11 protein-coding genes, 1 tRNA gene and 2 rRNA genes (1 of these 14 cut by a window edge) are annotated in these 16,162 nt (G+C 58.4%); 8 read left to right on the top strand and 6 right to left on the bottom strand.

Annotation, left to right across the window (positions count from 1 at the left end; all coding sequences use genetic code 11):
* From SJY32_RS14065 to SJY32_RS14090, 6 genes are all read left to right on the top strand, one after another.
* A 23S ribosomal RNA gene (locus SJY32_RS14065) occupies positions 1-2,404 on the top strand (it extends 431 nt beyond the left edge of the window).
* A gap of 82 nt (positions 2,405-2,486) precedes the next feature.
* Positions 2,487-2,601 (top strand): 5S ribosomal RNA (rrf, locus tag SJY32_RS14070).
* Between the two features lie 95 nt (positions 2,602-2,696).
* Positions 2,697-2,773: transfer RNA gene (locus SJY32_RS14075), tRNA-Met, on the top strand.
* Between the two features lie 525 nt (positions 2,774-3,298).
* Positions 3,299-4,060 carry an allophanate hydrolase subunit 1 gene (locus SJY32_RS14080; protein ID WP_376876630.1) on the top strand — a complete coding sequence of 254 codons (762 nt, stop codon included), beginning with the start codon at positions 3,299-3,301 and terminating at the stop codon, positions 4,058-4,060.
* Positions 4,057-5,073, top strand: coding sequence for a biotin-dependent carboxyltransferase family protein (locus SJY32_RS14085; protein WP_376876633.1), 1,017 nt, complete (start codon positions 4,057-4,059; stop codon positions 5,071-5,073). Before SJY32_RS14080 ends, SJY32_RS14085 begins: the two co-directional genes overlap by 4 nt.
* Before the next feature lie 5 nt (positions 5,074-5,078).
* A complete protein-coding gene (locus SJY32_RS14090; RefSeq protein ID WP_376876635.1) occupies positions 5,079-5,849 on the top strand; it encodes a LamB/YcsF family protein in 771 nt (256 codons plus the stop codon).
* 3 nt (positions 5,850-5,852) lie between these two features.
* On the opposite strand, the gene SJY32_RS14095 is transcribed toward SJY32_RS14090, so the two are convergent.
* The 6 genes from SJY32_RS14095 to SJY32_RS14120 all read right to left on the bottom strand — a co-directional run bounded on the left by SJY32_RS14095 (position 5,853) and on the right by SJY32_RS14120 (position 12,583).
* On the bottom strand, positions 5,853-6,491 hold the full coding sequence (locus tag SJY32_RS14095; protein WP_376876637.1) for an ATP-binding cassette domain-containing protein: 639 nt from the start codon (positions 6,489-6,491) through the stop codon (positions 5,853-5,855).
* Between the two features lie 2 nt (positions 6,492-6,493).
* The gene (locus tag SJY32_RS14100; RefSeq protein WP_376876640.1) at positions 6,494-8,188 is read right to left on the bottom strand and encodes an ABC transporter permease; all 1,695 of its coding nucleotides are present in this window, start codon (positions 8,186-8,188) and stop codon (positions 6,494-6,496) included.
* A complete protein-coding gene (locus tag SJY32_RS14105; protein ID WP_376876643.1) occupies positions 8,188-9,372 on the bottom strand; it encodes an ABC transporter substrate-binding protein in 1,185 nt (394 codons plus the stop codon). The genes SJY32_RS14100 and SJY32_RS14105 overlap by 1 nt, the downstream gene beginning before the upstream one ends.
* Positions 9,373-9,437: 65 nt before the next feature.
* The gene (locus SJY32_RS14110; RefSeq protein ID WP_376876646.1) at positions 9,438-10,055 is read right to left on the bottom strand and encodes a CDP-alcohol phosphatidyltransferase family protein; all 618 of its coding nucleotides are present in this window, start codon (positions 10,053-10,055) and stop codon (positions 9,438-9,440) included.
* On the bottom strand, positions 10,052-12,202 hold the full coding sequence (locus SJY32_RS14115; RefSeq protein WP_376876649.1) for an FAD-dependent oxidoreductase: 2,151 nt from the start codon (positions 12,200-12,202) through the stop codon (positions 10,052-10,054). The genes SJY32_RS14110 and SJY32_RS14115 overlap by 4 nt, the downstream gene beginning before the upstream one ends.
* A gap of 213 nt (positions 12,203-12,415) precedes the next feature.
* On the bottom strand, positions 12,416-12,583 hold the full coding sequence (locus tag SJY32_RS14120; RefSeq protein ID WP_376876651.1) for a hypothetical protein: 168 nt from the start codon (positions 12,581-12,583) through the stop codon (positions 12,416-12,418).
* Positions 12,584-12,782: 199 nt separating this feature from the next.
* Between SJY32_RS14120 and deoC the strand changes: the two genes are divergently transcribed.
* Both deoC and SJY32_RS14130 read left to right on the top strand, forming a co-directional pair.
* Entirely contained in the window at positions 12,783-13,736 is a 954-nt protein-coding gene (gene deoC, locus SJY32_RS14125; RefSeq protein WP_376876654.1) for a deoxyribose-phosphate aldolase, read from the top strand.
* 9 nt (positions 13,737-13,745) lie between these two features.
* Entirely contained in the window at positions 13,746-16,109 is a 2,364-nt protein-coding gene (locus tag SJY32_RS14130) for an aldehyde dehydrogenase family protein (RefSeq protein WP_376876657.1), read from the top strand.
* The last annotated feature ends 53 nt before the right edge of the window (positions 16,110-16,162 follow it).

The following is a 16,162-nucleotide window of genomic DNA, read 5'->3' on the forward strand; positions in this document are numbered from 1 at the left end:
ACCACCCTCGAAGGCTAAGTACTCCTTACTGACCGATAGTGAACCAGTACCGTGAGGGAAAGGTGAAAAGCACCCCGACGAGGGGAGTGAAACAGTTTCTGAAACCGGACGCCTACAAGCAGTCGGAGCTTCCTTGAGAAGTGACGGCGTACCTTTTGTATAATGGGTCAACGACTTGGTCTATCGAGCAAGCTTAAGCCGTTAGGTGTAGGCGCAGCGAAAGCGAGTCTTAAAAGGGCGAATGAGTTCGATGGATCAGACCCGAAACCAAGTGATCTAGCCATGTGCAGGATGAAGGTAAGGTAACACTTACTGGAGGTCCGAACCGACACCCGTTGAAAAGGGTCCGGATGACGTGTGGCTAGGGGTGAAAGGCCAATCAAACTTGGAGATAGCTGGTTCTCCGCGAAAGCTATTTAGGTAGCGCCTCGGACGAATACCATGGGGGGTAGAGCACTGGATGGATGATGGGGGCCCACAGCCTTACTGAGTCTAACCAAACTCCGAATACCCATGAGTACTATCCGGGAGACACACGGCGGGTGCTAACGTCCGTCGTGAAGAGGGAAACAACCCTGACCAACAGCTAAGGCCCCCAATTCGTGGCTAAGTGGGAAAGCAGGTGGGACGACCAAAACAACCAGGAGGTTGGCTTAGAAGCAGCCATCCTTTAAAGATAGCGTAACAGCTCACTGGTCTAGATAAGTTGTCCTGCGGCGAAGATGTAACGGGGCTCAAGCCACGAGCCGAAGCTTTGGATGTGTACCGCAAGGTGCACGTGGTAGCGGAGCGTTCTGTGATATAGAACGCTGCCTCTTTGCTTCCTTCGGGAAGTTTGGAGGCAATGTTCTGACTGTGAAGCCGGCCTGTGAGGGATCCGGTGGAGTGATCAGAAGTGAGAATGTTGACATGAGTAGCGACAAAGAGGGTGAGAGACCCTCTCGCCGAAAGTCCAAGGGTTCCTGCTTAAAGCTAATCTGAGCAGGGTAAGCCGGCCCCTAAGGCGAGGCCGAAAGGCGTAGTCGATGGGAACCAGGTTAATATTCCTGGGCCAGGAGATGGTGACGGATCCCGAGTGTAGTTCCTCCTTATCGGATTGGAGGGGCTGCTTAGGGGTTCCTGGAAATAGCCCTCCGCAAGACCGTACCCTAAACCGACACAGGTGGACAGGTAGAGTATACCAAGGCGCTTGAGAGAACCACGTTTAAGGAACTCGGCAAAATGCCTCCGTAAGTTCGCGAGAAGGAGGCCCTATTCGGACGCAAGTCTGGGTAGGGGGCACAAACTAGGGGGTGGCGACTGTTTACTTAAAACACAGGGCTGTGCGAAGCCGTAAGGCGACGTATACAGTCTGACGCCTGCCCGGTGCTGGAAGGTTAAAAGGAGGGGTGCAAGCTCTGAATTGAAGCCCCAGTAAACGGCGGCCGTAACTATAACGGTCCTAAGGTAGCGAAATTCCTTGTCGGGTAAGTTCCGACCTGCACGAATGGCGTAACGATCTCCCCGCTGTCTCAAACGTGGACTCAGCGAAATTGAACTGTGTGTCAAGATGCACACTACCCGCGGTTAGACGGAAAGACCCCATGCACCTTTACTATAGCTTCGCACTGGCATCAGGATTGTGATGTGCAGGATAGGTGGTAGGCTTTGAAGCAGAAACGCCAGTTTCTGTGGAGCCTCCCTTGAGATACCACCCTTCGCACTCTTGATGTCTAACCGCGGTCCGTTATCCGGATCCGGGACCCTGCGTGGTGGGTAGTTTGACTGGGGCGGTCGCCTCCCAAAGAGTAACGGAGGCGCGCGAAGGTAGGCTCAGAGCGGTCGGAAATCGCTCGTTGAGTGCAATGGCAGAAGCCTGCCTGACTGCAAGTCTGACAAGACGAGCAGAGACGAAAGTCGGTCATAGTGATCCGGTGGTCCCGAGTGGAAGGGCCATCGCTCAACGGATAAAAGGTACGCTGGGGATAACAGGCTGATGATGCCCAAGAGTCCATATCGACGGCATCGTTTGGCACCTCGATGTCGGCTCATCTCATCCTGGGGCTGGAGCAGGTCCCAAGGGTACGGCTGTTCGCCGTTTAAAGAGGTACGTGAGCTGGGTTTAGAACGTCGTGAGACAGTTCGGTCCCTATCTGCCGTGGGTGTAGGATACTTGAGAAGAGTTGCCCCTAGTACGAGAGGACCGGGGTGAACGGACCACTGGTGGACCAGTTATCGTGCCAACGGTAGTGCTGGGTAGCTATGTCCGGACAGGATAACCGCTGAAGGCATCTAAGCGGGAAGCCCCCTTCAAAACTAGGTATCCCTTGAGGGCCGTGGAAGACCACCACGTCGATAGGCTAGAGATGTAAGTGCAGCAATGCATTCAGTTGACTGGTACTAATTGCCCGATAGGCTTGATTTGATCCAGTAGAAGATAAACTCTACGATCAACAAGTATACACAATAAACGTCAGTGACTTGACTTGGACATGGTTCTTTCTCGGTTTGGTGGTCATAGCGCGAGCAAAACACCCGGCTCCATTCCGAACCCGGCAGTTAAGTGCCGTCGCGCCAATGGTACTGCGTCTTAAGACGTGGGAGAGTAGGTCACCGCCAAACCTAGTAAGAACCAAGATATTCTCTCAAACGATACTCAAAAAACCCCAAAAGCTTAACCGCCCAAGGGGCAAAACGTGCAACAAATCGCACACCGTCGCGGGATGGAGCAGCCCGGTAGCTCGTCAGGCTCATAACCTGAAGGTCGTAGGTTCAAATCCTACTCCCGCAACCAACACTAATTCATCAACAATATCAGATACTTCATAACCCGCTCCGGCGGGTTTTTGGCGTTTGACCCCGCAGAAAAGTCGCAAGCCAACCTCGCAAACCAACACAACGCAGCGTCACCCGACCCTAGCGCCACTCACAAATACACCGAGAATACGACCTCGCGTCTCTTCTCAAACTATATGCGTCCACGCGAAATGGTTGTTGCTACACTCCAACAGGATGTCGCGTTTTGCGGGATCCTGTTTGATCGACCACACCACTCCGATACACGATCAAGAAAGCGGGGAAATTGAGGGCATATGACCTCGCCTCCCTCTCCCCATTTGCCTGACCCGCGCAGTCCTACCATGTCACGCTTCCTGAACCGACCGACGATCTTCAGCGCCTTCGGCATCGGCTGAAGCGCGCCCCAGATCAGCCCCGCTGTGCACAACCAAAATACAAACACCAAATATTATAAATAACCCCATAGAGTAGACAGGCCGAGACATTTATAACTGTCGACATAAGCGGAAAGGAGGAGATCATGTCAGAAACCAAGATCAGCCGGCCTTCCACGACCTCCCCCGACCCTCAGATATGGCCGCTGGGACAGCAGGCTCTCTTGATACGCTTCGGCGATGGCTACGTTGATCATCATCAGCTCGCTGCAGCCGCTGCCTCTGCATTGAATCGCGCGCATATCGCCGGTGTCACGGAAATCGCAGCGGCTCTGACATCTGTTCGGATCAACTTTGATCCGGCGCTGATCCAGCGCCGTGATTTGGCCGACCATGTTCGCGACGTCCTCGCGAAGGATGATCACTCAAGCCATTCCGCGCCGCGTCGCTTATGGACCATCCCCGCGGTTTTTGGCGGTGAATATGGCCCTCAGCTTGATGAGGCGGCACAGATCGCAGGACTTACCGCAGACCAAGCCGTGGACCAACTCGCCGCATCAACTCTAAGTGTTCTTGCTATTGGCTTTGCGCCGGGGCAGCCGTACCTTGGACATCTGGCCCAGAACTGGAACATGCCGCGTCAAACGAGTCTCACCCCGCAAGTGCCGCAAGGCGCTTTGGTGGTCGCGCTCCGGCAAATTGTTCTCTTTGCAAATCCCAGCCCGACAGGGTGGCGATGGATCGGCCAAGTTGCCTTCAAGCCATTTGATACCAATAGGAAAACGCCGTTTGCGCCGCGGCCAGATGACATGATTAGGTTTGAGCCGACCGATCGAGAAACGCTGGACGCGCTGCGGACTTCGGACGATGAGGGACTCGGCGGAGCGACCGTGAAAGACGTTCCATGAAGACGGTTATCACAGTCATACGCGCGGCGCAGATGATGTCTGTGCAAGATCTCGGGCGGGAGGGGTTTACGGCGCAGGGGCTTTCACCCGCCGGCGCGATGGATCGCAGAGCGCTCGCGGAGGCGTCGGTTTTGCTGGAAAGCAGGACCCACCTCCCCGCTATTGAGATGATCGGATCGGGTGCCACGTTCAAATCCGATCACGCCGTCCGGTTTGCATTGACCGGCGCGCCTTGCCAGACGCAGATCGATGGCAACGCGATTAGCTGGAACGCATCCCATCTTCTGTTGCCGGGGCAGCTCCTTACGATCGGTGCCATGCAATCGGGCAGCTACGGCTACCTGACATTCGCTGGGGGGATCGCGGTGCCCGCCGTGCTCAGCAGCCATTCGGCCCATCTGAGCGCCGAGATTGGTGCGAGACTGAAGCAAGGAGACGAACTTCTGTTGAACCGCGATGTCTCGCCCGATCGCGCCCCGTTAACGCTCGCGGTTGAAGATCGTTTCAACGGCGGCCTGTTGCGCATCATGCCTGGCCCGCAGACGGACATGTTCAGCCAAGAGACGCTAAACCGCTTCGCTGATACAACGTTTTGCCGTAGCGCGGCATCCAACCGTCAAGGGTTACGCCTCGATCATGAGGCGGGTGGCTTCACCCCGTTGCGCCCTGCCGGTCTGATCTCGGATGCAATTACATGTGGCGATGTTCAGATGACGGGGCAGGGTCTGCCCTATCTCTTGATGTCGGAATGCCAGACCATTGGTGGCTATCCGAGGATCGGGACGGTTCTCGCCGAGGATCTGCCGATTGCCGCACAAGCGCCCGCCGGAGCGCAATTGCGGTTTAAATGGGTGAGCGTGGAAGACGCCGATCAGAGCTACCGCGCACCGGCCGATGTGATGAAGGCGCTCTCAAGCCGCCTCCGACGCCGCATCCGCGATCCGCAGGACATCGCGGATCTGCTATCCTATCAATTAATTAGCGGCGTCACGCGTGGCGATGATCTGGAGTGAGACATATGACCCATGTGATCGATATCAATGCGGATTTGGGCGAAGGGTTTGGCCCGTGGGAAATGGGCGATGACGCGGCCCTCTTACAGACGGTGACATCGGCCAATATCGCCTGCGGATTTCATGCGGGGGACCCTGATGTGATGGCTCGCACGATGGATCAGGCACTTCGACATAACGTCGCCTTGGGCGCGCATCCCGGCTTTGCGGATCTTAAAGGGTTCGGGCGCCGCCAGATGACCTTGAGCGCGCCGGAACTAACCAACCTTATCCAATACCAGCTCGGCGCGGCGATCGGCATGGCGCGCGCCCGTGGCGCCCGATTGCGGCATTTCAAATTGCACGGCGCCCTCTCAAACATGGCAATGGTGTCCCAAGACCTCTCTCGGGTGTGCTTTGCGGCGGCGCTCGCCTTACAACCCGATATCCGGTTGTTGATCCTGCCGAGAACCGCGATGGAGGCGGCGGCCGTTTCAATGAATGCGACATGGTCGGGTGAGATATTCGCAGATCGCGGATACCGCGATGACGGCACGTTGATTGACCGTCGAGACCCAAATGCGGTTCTACATGATCCTATCGCAGCCGCCGATCGCATCAAGACGATGATCCGGAAGGGGGCGATTATTTCTGCAAGTGGTAAAGAAATTCCCGCGCGGATTGAGACGATATGCGTGCATGGCGACACGGCGAGTGCGGTCGATATGGCGCGGCACCTCCGTAAGAGCCTGACGGATTCAGGGATCACCGTTCAAGCGCCGCCGCCGAGCGCGTGAGGGTTAGGGCGTTAGCTCGACGATATGACCACCTGCGGCTGTCGCATCGTCAAGATCATGTGTCACAAGCAAAGCCGGAATTTGAGCCGCACGGATGTGCGCGCATGTGAAATCACGGATGTCGATCCGCAAGACCGGATCGAGCTTCGAGAATGGTTCGTCTAATAAAACGGCCTTCGGCTCAGCAATCAGACAGCGCATGAGCGCGGCGCGAGCGCGTTGCCCCCCCGAGAGCGTGGCGGGGTCTCGCGCATAAAACCCGTCCAACCCCGCTTGCCCCAGCGCGGCATTGACGGCGGCGCGACGTGCCTTCGCGCCTTTGATCCGAGATGGCAGACCGAATGCGATGTTATCCCCGACGCTGAGGTGGGGAAACAGGAGGGCATCTTGAAACACGAGCCCGACCTCACGGCGCTCTGCCGGTAGGGCCAGCAGATCAGTTCCGTTTAAATCCACATGACCCTGTGCGCGAAACTCCGGTTTGAGATGACCGCCGATTGCGTCAAGTAAGGTAGACTTCCCGATGCCTGACGCACCGACAATGCTCAAAATATCACCCCCTGCCACGCTCACGTTAACCGGTTGGAAAAGTGGTTGCCCGTTGGGCGTGAGGACGGTCAGTTGATCTAGTCTGAGGGTCATTTTCATATCCGGCTGAAATGGCGTGCGCGCCACCGCGGGATCGCGAACGCGGCGAGATAGGCAAGCAACGGCAGGCTCGCTTGCAAGGCTGCGAACACGCCGGTGATCCTGCGGTCGGAGCCTGATGAAAGGGTGACGGCCTCTGTGGTGAGGGTCACAATTCTACCCGCGCCCATAAACAGGGTTGGCAAGTATTGCGCGACCGAGACCGCGACGCCAATCGCACATGCCGCAAGGATTGGCGCGAGCAACATCGGTAGCTTTACCCGCAGCAGACGGCGCATCGGTCCGGCGCCGAGGCTGGCGGCGGCGGACCGATGCCGCGCATCCAGATTGCGCCAAGGATCGCGCAAAGCGAGCATGATGTAGGGAAAGACAAACAAAGAGTGTGCCCAGATCACCGCAATCATCCCATGAGGCAAACTGGCTCGCAAGAAGCTGGATTGTAACCCGTAGAGAAATCCAATCTGCGGTACGATCAGGGGCAGATATAGGATCCAAACCGGAAGGCGAAGCTTGCCGCGGTCTTCCGCTTCCAGCCACAGGATCGCCATCGCGAGCGACATCCCGACCGCGCCAATAGCCAAGGTTAGGGTCGTTTTCAGGGCGCTTGGCCACCCCGAAGACTGTGCCCAAGGCCGTAAGGAAATGCTTTCAGGCAGGATCAACGGGAACGACCAGCGCCACGTGATCGACCATATTGCCAAGCTCAGAATTGCAAGCGTTCCCGCGACGAACAAAGCCGCGCAGAAAAGCGCGGCGCCCCTGACGGCGCCACTCAGCATCGCGCCGCGTGCTCCCCGTCGCAGCCATATCCGCCCCAATCGAGCGATCACTCTTTCCGCGCCGATCAGCGCGCCCCATACGCCCGCAACAAGGGCGGCTTGTAAAATCGCCCCCGCGGATGCGGGCAGCGTCATCAAAAGATCCGGCGCTGTGAACCAACGCATGACGGCGACCGCAAAGCTTGGCGGAGAGGATGGCCCCAATATGAGGGCCATATCGACGTTCGAGAGGGCGTAGGATAACACCGCTAGCACCGGTAAGCGGATCAGGGGCCAGACCGAAGGCGCGACCAGTTTGATCCACGCCGCGCCCCTTGCGTATCCGAGCGACGCGCCTACAGCGAGGTATTGGCGCGTTGGAATTTGTGCCTGCGCAGACAAGATCACGAAGATCAGAAACGGGGTTTCCTTTACGACCAAGCCCATCATCAGCGCGATCCCCAGCGGATCATTGACGGTGGCAATCTGCGGCGGGACCGCCCAGTCGAACGCGGGCGCGAGTAGGCGGGCGATCCAGCCCGAAGGCGAGAGCAGAAACGCGAGCCCTACAGCCATTGCCGCATGTGGGACGGCGAGAAACGGCGCGAGTCCGCGTGTTAGCAACGGCGGCATCCGGCCGCCCAATGCGGCACAGGTGCCGATGGCGATGCACAAAGAAATCAGCGTCGAGCCCACTCCCGTGACCAGCGATAGTCGCAGACTTCTCGCCACCCCCGCGAGATCAAACAGTTCCAACCACGGAGCAAGACTGGGGGTGCTGCGTCCCAAAATCGGCGAGACGCCGAAGGCGGATCGGAGCGTATCCCATAATCCGGCGAGAACAGGCAGGATCAACACGCCAAGGATCAGTCCTAAAACCGCCCCCTGTCGTGCATGTGCGCCCAATTTTTGTCTGCCCTCAACCGGTATCATCACTGCGCGTATCTACGCGTCCAATCTTGCGTCAGTTTGGTCATCCAACTTGCGTGGGGTTCGAGCAATGTTGGGCCGAGATCTGCGAGTTCGGGCAGGGCGGGATTGCTTGGCAAGGCCTCGAACCGAGCCTGTGCTGCGGCGTCAAGTTTGGCCGGATCTAGGACTGAAAATGACCCTAACACGTCTATATTTTGCATATGGGCTTGGGTTTCCGGATCAATCAGGAAGTTTGCAACGACCTGCGCTCCCTCAGAATGAGCGGCATTGAAGGGGATCGCCACAAAGCTGATGTTGCCGATCGAACCAGCCTCAGGCGTATAAACCCGCACCGTTTCGGGCAGCAGCCCCTGCATGATCGCGCTGGCGGCTGAGGCGGGATCGAACGACATCGCGATATCAACCTCACCGTCATTCAATAGCTGCTGCTGAACGGATTCATTCTCAGGGAAGGTTTCGCCGCCGCGCCAAAGGTTCGGCTTTATCGCATCATACCAAGCCCAAAGAGGGGCCGTAGCCGCCTCGTAGGCATCATCATTCACCTCGGATTGTAAGGCGGCCATATCGGGCGCGAGTTCGATCAAGGCTTGCTTGAGGAATGTCGCTCCCATGAAATTCGACGGGTCAGGATGCGTCATCCGGCCCGGGTTTGCGGCGGTCCATTCAACGAAATCGGCCATCGTCGCAGGCGGAGTGTCAATGCGCGCACTGTCGTAGGTGAAAACGAATTTCGCCAAACGCCACGGGCTTTCCATCCCTTCGGTTGGAACCGTAAAATCAACGGAAGCCGGACTATCAGGCCCAAGATCAAGATAGCGCGCGTTCGGCAGATCGGCGACGAAGGGGGGGTGCAGCAAGCCTTGAGTTTTCATCGCGAGGAAGTTCGGCCCATTGACCCAGAGCAGATCTACCGTTCCATCCGTCATCCGACCGGCAGATTTTTCGGACAGCACGCGCGTCACGGCCTCAGCAGTATCGGTGAGTTTAACCTGCTCCACCTTCACGCCGTACCGCTCTTCGGTATGCGTGCCGACCCAATCGATAAACGCATTGGTGCGCGCATCGCCGCCCCAAGCATTCCAGTACACTGTCTGTCCGCGCGCAGCGGCGAGCGTATCGTCCCAATCCGCGAAGGCGGGCGTGGCAAGTAGCAGGGCGAGGGTGATAGCGAATGGCGTTTTCATGGCGTCTCCGGTCTCGGTATTAAAAGGTTTACTCATACAGGTCGTAGATTTGCGGCTGGTCTCATTTACTTAGTCTTAGGCGCTGCGAATGCGACCCAGCCGTGGTGCCAGCGCGTCAATGTCGTCACCGCACAGGCGGCGGAGAAGACATAGGCAAGCGGCGCGAACAGGTGCGGCCATAGGCACATGGCGAGGAACAGCAAAATTGTTTCAAAGCCTTCCGTCAAACCACCGAGATAGTAGATACCCTTGGTGGGAAAGGCCGCGGCATGCTCGCCGCGTTGTGCCGCGATGATTGAGAACGCGAGGAAGGATGAGCCTGTGCCCACGAAGCTCGCGATCAAGACCGCCGCGGGGAGTGCATTGGCCGGGTCACTTACCGCGAACCCCAATGGGAACAGCGCGTAAAACGCGAAATCCAGTGAGATATCAAGAAACGCGCCGCGATCCGTGGGGCCATTCAGGCGCGCAACCGCGCCATCCAGACCATCGGCAAGCCTGTTGCCGATTACCAAGAGCAAAGCCAGCCCGAATGCGCCGCATGCCGCCGCGATCATCGCGGCCGCGCCGATCGCGAACCCCAAAAGCGTGATGTGATCCGCACGGACGCCCGCCCGCGCAAGGGCTTGGGCCAAAGGCGCCATCGCTCGCTTTTGGAGGGGAAGTAAAGCGGCGTCGATCATCCGCGCCTCCACGTGTGATAGCGTTCGACCAAGGCCAAGAGGCGCGGATTGACGTGGGCGCGGCGCCATTCACCTGCTGCGAACTTATTTGCCTCCGCAAGCGTGGGGTAAATATGGATCGTGCCGAGGATCTTGTTCAGCCCGAGCCCATGTTTCATCGCCAGCACGAACTCAGCGATCAGATCACCTGCCTGCGCCCCCACAATTGTGACGCCGAGTATCTTATCCTTGCCCGGCACGGTGAGCACCTTCACCCAGCCCGCATCCGTCCCATCCGCAATCGCCCGATCCAGATCATCGATTCCGTAATGCGTAACCTCGAACGCTATTCCTTGCTCGACGGCCTCTGCCTCTGACAGGCCTACACGCGCGACTTCCGGGTCAGTGAACGTGGCCCAAGGGATCACGCGGTAGTCGGCGCGGAATTTCTTGAACTGTCCGAACAGCGCGTTGACCGATGCAAACCACGCTTGATGTGAGGCGGTGTGGGTGAACTGGTAGGGCCCAGCCACATCGCCCGCCGCGAGAATATTGGGGAACAGCGTTTCTAAATAATCGTTGGTTTCCACCGTGCGGCCGGTTTCAATCCCCAGTTCTTCCAAGCCGAACCCGCTCAGCCGCGGTTTGCGACCCGAAGCAACGAGCAGCGCATCGAAGGCAATCTTACGGGTTTCACCTTCATGCTCGACCTCAATCCACTTTTCGCCATCGGTCACGCCGCAGGCCAGCGCCTTGTGGCCCGTCATGACAGTGACGCCATCTGCTTCCAATGCGGCGCGGACGTGATCGGAGACGTCACGATCCTCGCGCGCCATCAGGCGATCGCCCATCTCGATCTGCACAACCTGTGATCCAAGGCGCGCGAAGCTTTGTGCGAGCTCGGTCCCGATCGGGCCACCACCCAGCACCGCAAGGCGTTTGGGCGCGTGATCTTGATCGCGCAAGGCCTCCCACAGGGTGTCAGATGTCAAATAGCCGACCTCCTCCAGCCCTCGAAGTGGCGGTACGAAGGGTGCAGCCCCTGTTGCGATGACAATTGCGCGTGTGGTCAGGCGTTGAATCTCGCCGGAGTTCAGCTTGATCTCGACGGTCCAGGGATCCACGATGCGCGCATATCCCTCCAAGACCTCAACGCCCAGATCGGTATACCGCTCCACGCTATCATGCGGTGCGATCTTCGCGATCACCTCGTGGACCCGCGCCATCACGTACCGGAACGGAACGGGCGTATCGGTCTGCGTCAGGCCGTAGCGATCTGCGTGGCGCATTTGCTGCGCGACTTTCGCACTTTTGATCAAGGCCTTCGATGGAACACAGCCATAGTTCAGGCAATCGCCACCCATCTTATGCGCTTCGACCAGAGTCACCTTCGCTTTTGTGGCAGCGGCGATATAGGATGATACGAGGCCGGCTGCGCCAGCGCCGATCACGATCAGATTGCGATCAAATTTCGCAGGGCGCGGGTAGTTCGCATAGACGCGCTTCGCCTTAATGGCGGCGAGAATGAAACGCGCGATCCACGGCATCAGGCCCAAAAGGGCGAAGGATGCGAGGAGGGCAGGCGAGACGATCCCCGAAAGGCTGTCGATCTGCGCGAGTTGCGTCCCCGCGTTGACGAAGACGGCTGTCCCGGCGAGCATGCCAAGTTGACTCACCCCATAAAACATCAAAGCGGAGATCGGCGCGAGGCCCATCAACAAATTGACCGCGAAGAAGGGGACGACAGGGATCAGACGCAGCGTAAAGAGGTAGAATGCTCCGTCGCGCTGTAATCCGGCGTCAATTTTGTCGGCGCGCGCGCCCAAGCGTGCGCGAACCCAGTCCCGCAGCAGGTAGCGCGCAGCGAGGAAAGCCAAGGTCGCCCCAATGGTTGATGCAAAAGAGGCCAGCAACAAGCCGCCCCAGAACCCGAACAGAGCACCCGCGCCCAAAGTGAGCCAAGTCGCGATCGGCAGGGAAAATGCGGTGACTGCAACATACGCGAAGAAATATGCGCTAAATAGCAAAGAGAAGTTCGCATCGCGCCAGCCCTGAGCTTGCGCCAGAAGGTCGCGTACACCTGCAAGATCGGGGAAATAAGGGCGCAAGAGCATAGCCATAACCACCGCGATTACGGCGAGAACGGCAAAAAGGATCGGCTTTTTCATCATAAGGCTCCATAAAGCTGGCCGGAGCCCGCGTTTGTCATACAGTTCACTACGGCTGAAACCGCAGTCTGTTACAAAGGGGAGCCTGCACTCACGTTGTTGTGATACGCTTAACGGGATGCTCGCGTTTTGCGGCCTCAACCGCAAGGCCACAATCCGAAAGGGAAAACAACGCGCTTCGCCGCAGGTGGAGACGAAAGCGCGTCGATTGGCTTATTGAGTGTTTTTCTTCGCCGTGGCTGCCGCTTTCATCCGCGCCAGAAGCTCTGCCTTTGTTTGACCATCGCCAAATGGGTTTTTGTCGGTGCCTTTGGCGTTGTGTTCTTGGTGGCGGGGGGTGTTCTTGCCTTTTTTAGGCGCGCCGGATTTTCCGTAGTCCATCTTCATGCCTCGCGGATGATGTCTAAAGATGCGTCATGCCCGAAACGCGGCAACGGCGCAAGATCGCTGCAGTGCTGTGTCTTGTGGCAGAGCGTTACGGAAATGGGCGTTTTCGGCCTTTCTCTTATCCCCGCTGCGCCGTTACACTTGCGGTCAAACAGGCCCGCGCTTTCCTCGCGGGATCGAGACAGGAGTCGAGATGACGCATGATTTCCCCCGCATGACGGGCACTGCCTATACGCCGGAATGGTTTGAGACGGTCAGTGTCAATCTATCCGCAGCCGAGCGCCGCGCCGCGCAACTTGGCGCACGGCGCTCGGTCAAAAAAGAGTGGCAGGTCGCGTGGCTGCTCAAGGCGATTACGTGCATTGATCTGACGACACTGGCGGGCGATGACACCGCAGGGCGCGTTGAGCGACTATGCGCGAAAGCGAAACATCCGGTTCGATCAGATTTGATCGAGGCGCTCGGTATTGATCCGATCACCGTGGGCGCCGTGTGTGTTTACCCGACGATGGTTCCGCATGCGGTTGCGGCTTTGGAGGGGTCGGGAATTCCGGTGGCCTCCGTTGCGACTGGCTTCCCAGCAGGCCTGACGCCACTCAAGCTTCGACTTGCGGAAATCGACTATGCGGTGTCGGAGGGGGCCCGCGAGATCGATATCGTCATCACGCGGGAGCATGTTCTCACAGGCAACTGGCAAGCGCTTTACGACGAAATCAAGGCCATGCGCGAGGCCTGCGGCGCGGCGCATATGAAGGCAATCTTGGCGACGGGTGATCTCAAGACGCTCTCCAATGTCTATAAGGCCTCGATGGTGGCGATGCAGGCAGGATCTGATTTCATCAAGACATCGACTGGCAAAGAAGACGTGAACGCGACCCTTCCGGTTTCTTTGACGATGCTGCGCGCATTGCGAGATTTCCGCGAATACACCGGCCAGATTGTTGGCTTTAAGCCCGCAGGCGGGCTGAAATCTGCGAAAGATGCGATGACTTGGCAAATCCTGATGAAGGAAGAACTGGGCACGCGTTGGCTGCAAAATGATCTGTTCCGGATCGGTGCGTCCTCGATGTTGGCCGATATCGAACGCCAGATCGAACATCATGTCACGGGCCGCTATTCGGCCGCTAACCGCCACGCGATGGCCTGAGGAAATCCGATGCCGACGATTAAGGAACTGATGGATAGCATGGAATACGGGCCAGCGATGGAAAGCAATTCCGAGGTGAAGGCGTGGCTGGCGGGTCACGCGAACGGCGTTGGTCATTTCATCAACGGGACGTTCGTGATGGGCGGCGCGCAGGTTGATGTGGTCGATCCGGCGCATGAGACTGTGCTCGCAAAGCTGCATATCGGCGGAGCTGCTGAAGTAGATGCGGCAGTTAAGGCGGCGCGCAAGGCGCAGGGCCCTTGGGCCGCTCTGCCAGGTCACAAGCGCGCGAAATACCTCTACGCGATTGCGCGACATATCCAAAAGCGGGAACGTTTTCTGGCCGTGCTGGAAACGATGGATAACGGTAAGACAATTCGCGAGACGCGGGATATCGACATCCCGACCGCCGCGCGCCATTTTTATCACCATGCTGGATGGGCTGAGCTCGTTGAGAGCGAATTCCCCGATCTAGGCCCCGTGGGCGTCTGTGGGCAGGTAATCCCGTGGAACTTCCCACTCTTGATGCTGGCATGGAAAATCGCGCCCGCTTTGGCGGCGGGTAATACGGTCGTGCTGAAGCCTGCGGATTTGACTCCGTTAACCGCGCAAGCGTTTGCTGAAATTTGCGTCGAAATCGGCCTGCCGAAGGGGGTGGTGAACATCGTTCAAGGCGACGGCGCAACAGGTGCGTTGATTACGGGGCATGAGGGCGTCGATAAAGTCGCTTTCACCGGATCGACCGAAGTGGGCCGCGTCATTCGCAAGCAGATCGCGGGCTCCGGCAAGAAACTCTCCCTCGAGTTGGGCGGCAAATCGCCGTTCATCGTGTTTGAAGATGCAGATCTAGACGCGGCCGTTGAAGGGGTTGTGGATGCGATCTGGTTCAACCAAGGCGAGGTCTGCTGTGCAGGATCGCGGATCTTGGTGCAAGAAGGCGTCGCGGATCGGTTTTTCGCCAAACTCCGCGCGCGTATGGAGACGCTGCGCATCGGTGATCCTCTCGACAAGACGATGGATATCGGGGCGGTGGTCTCGGCCAAGCAACTCGCTCGGGTCGAGGGATTGCTCGCCCAAGGCGTGTCCGAGGGTGCAACCTTGCACCGCGCCCCGGCGCAGTTGCCCGCGAAGGGAAGCTTCTGCGCGCCCGGTTTCTTTACGGGAACGAACCCTGCGCATGGCGTCTCTAACGTGGAGATTTTCGGGCCTGTGGCGACCACACTGACCTTCCGGACAAGCGGTGAGGCCGTGCAGTTGGCAAATGACAGTCGCTACGGTCTGGCAGCGTCGATCTGGTCGCAAAACATCGACCGCGCGATTGAAGTGGCGGCCAAGGTGAAGGCGGGCGTGGTCTGGATCAACGCGACCAACCTCTTCGACGCAGGTGCGGCGTTTGGCGGGATGCGCGAGAGCGGGTTTGGCCGTGAAGGGGCGCGCGAAGGGATGCTCGAATATCTGGTAGAACCAAAAGCCAAGGGCAAATCGCGCCCTGCGCCGAGCCCGATCACCGCTCTGCCCGCGTCGGGGGAGGGGGCAGATTCGGGGATCGACGTCACTGCCAAACATTACATCGGCGGCAAGCAGGCCCGTGCCGACAACGGCCAAAGCTATAGTGTGTCGGGGGCCAAAGGGGCTCTCGGTCAGGCCGCGTATGGCTCGCGCAAGGATATCCGCAACGCTGTAGAGGCGGCGGCGAAAGCGGCTTGCTGGGGCGGTGCGACGGGGCATAACCGTGCACAAGTCCTGTATTACTTCGCGGAAAATCTTGAGCAACGCGCCACCGAATTCGCGGATCTTCTCACCGCTTCGACGGGCGAGAAAAACGCGAAAGCAGAAGTCGATGCGGCGATCCGGCGCGCCTTCTATTACGCGGCGCAGGCCGATAAGTTCGACGGCGCGGTGCATTCGACGAAATCACGGCATCTCACTTTGGCCGTGCCGGAATCTTGGGGCGTGATGGGCCTTGTGTGCCCTGACGAGGCGCCGCTTCTATCAATGCTCTCGTTGATTCTGCCTGCGATTGCGATGGGCAACCGAACCGTTGTCGTCGCATCACAAAGCCACCCCCTGATCGCCGCGCGCCTTATGCAGGTTCTCGCGACATCAGATATCCCCGCAGGTGTCGTGAACCTCATCACCGGACCGCGCGACGATCTGGCCAAGACATTGGCGGAGCATGATGATGTTGCGGCGCTGTGGTATTGCGGTTCGGCTGACGGGGGCGCAGGCGTTGAGGCGGCGTCCACGGGTAACCTGAAGGCGGTTTGGACCGATGGCGGTATCGTCCGAGATTGGGCACGCGACGGCCAAGGAACGGAGTTCTTGCGCCGGGCAACGCAGATCAAGACGATCTGGCTGCCTTACGGCGAGTGAAGGCAACGTTCGATTTGACATAAAAACGGGGGGCAATGGCCCCCCGTTTTGCG

This window comes from Albirhodobacter sp. R86504, from assembly GCF_042466415.1.
Classification (GTDB): domain Bacteria; phylum Pseudomonadota; class Alphaproteobacteria; order Rhodobacterales; family Rhodobacteraceae; genus Albirhodobacter.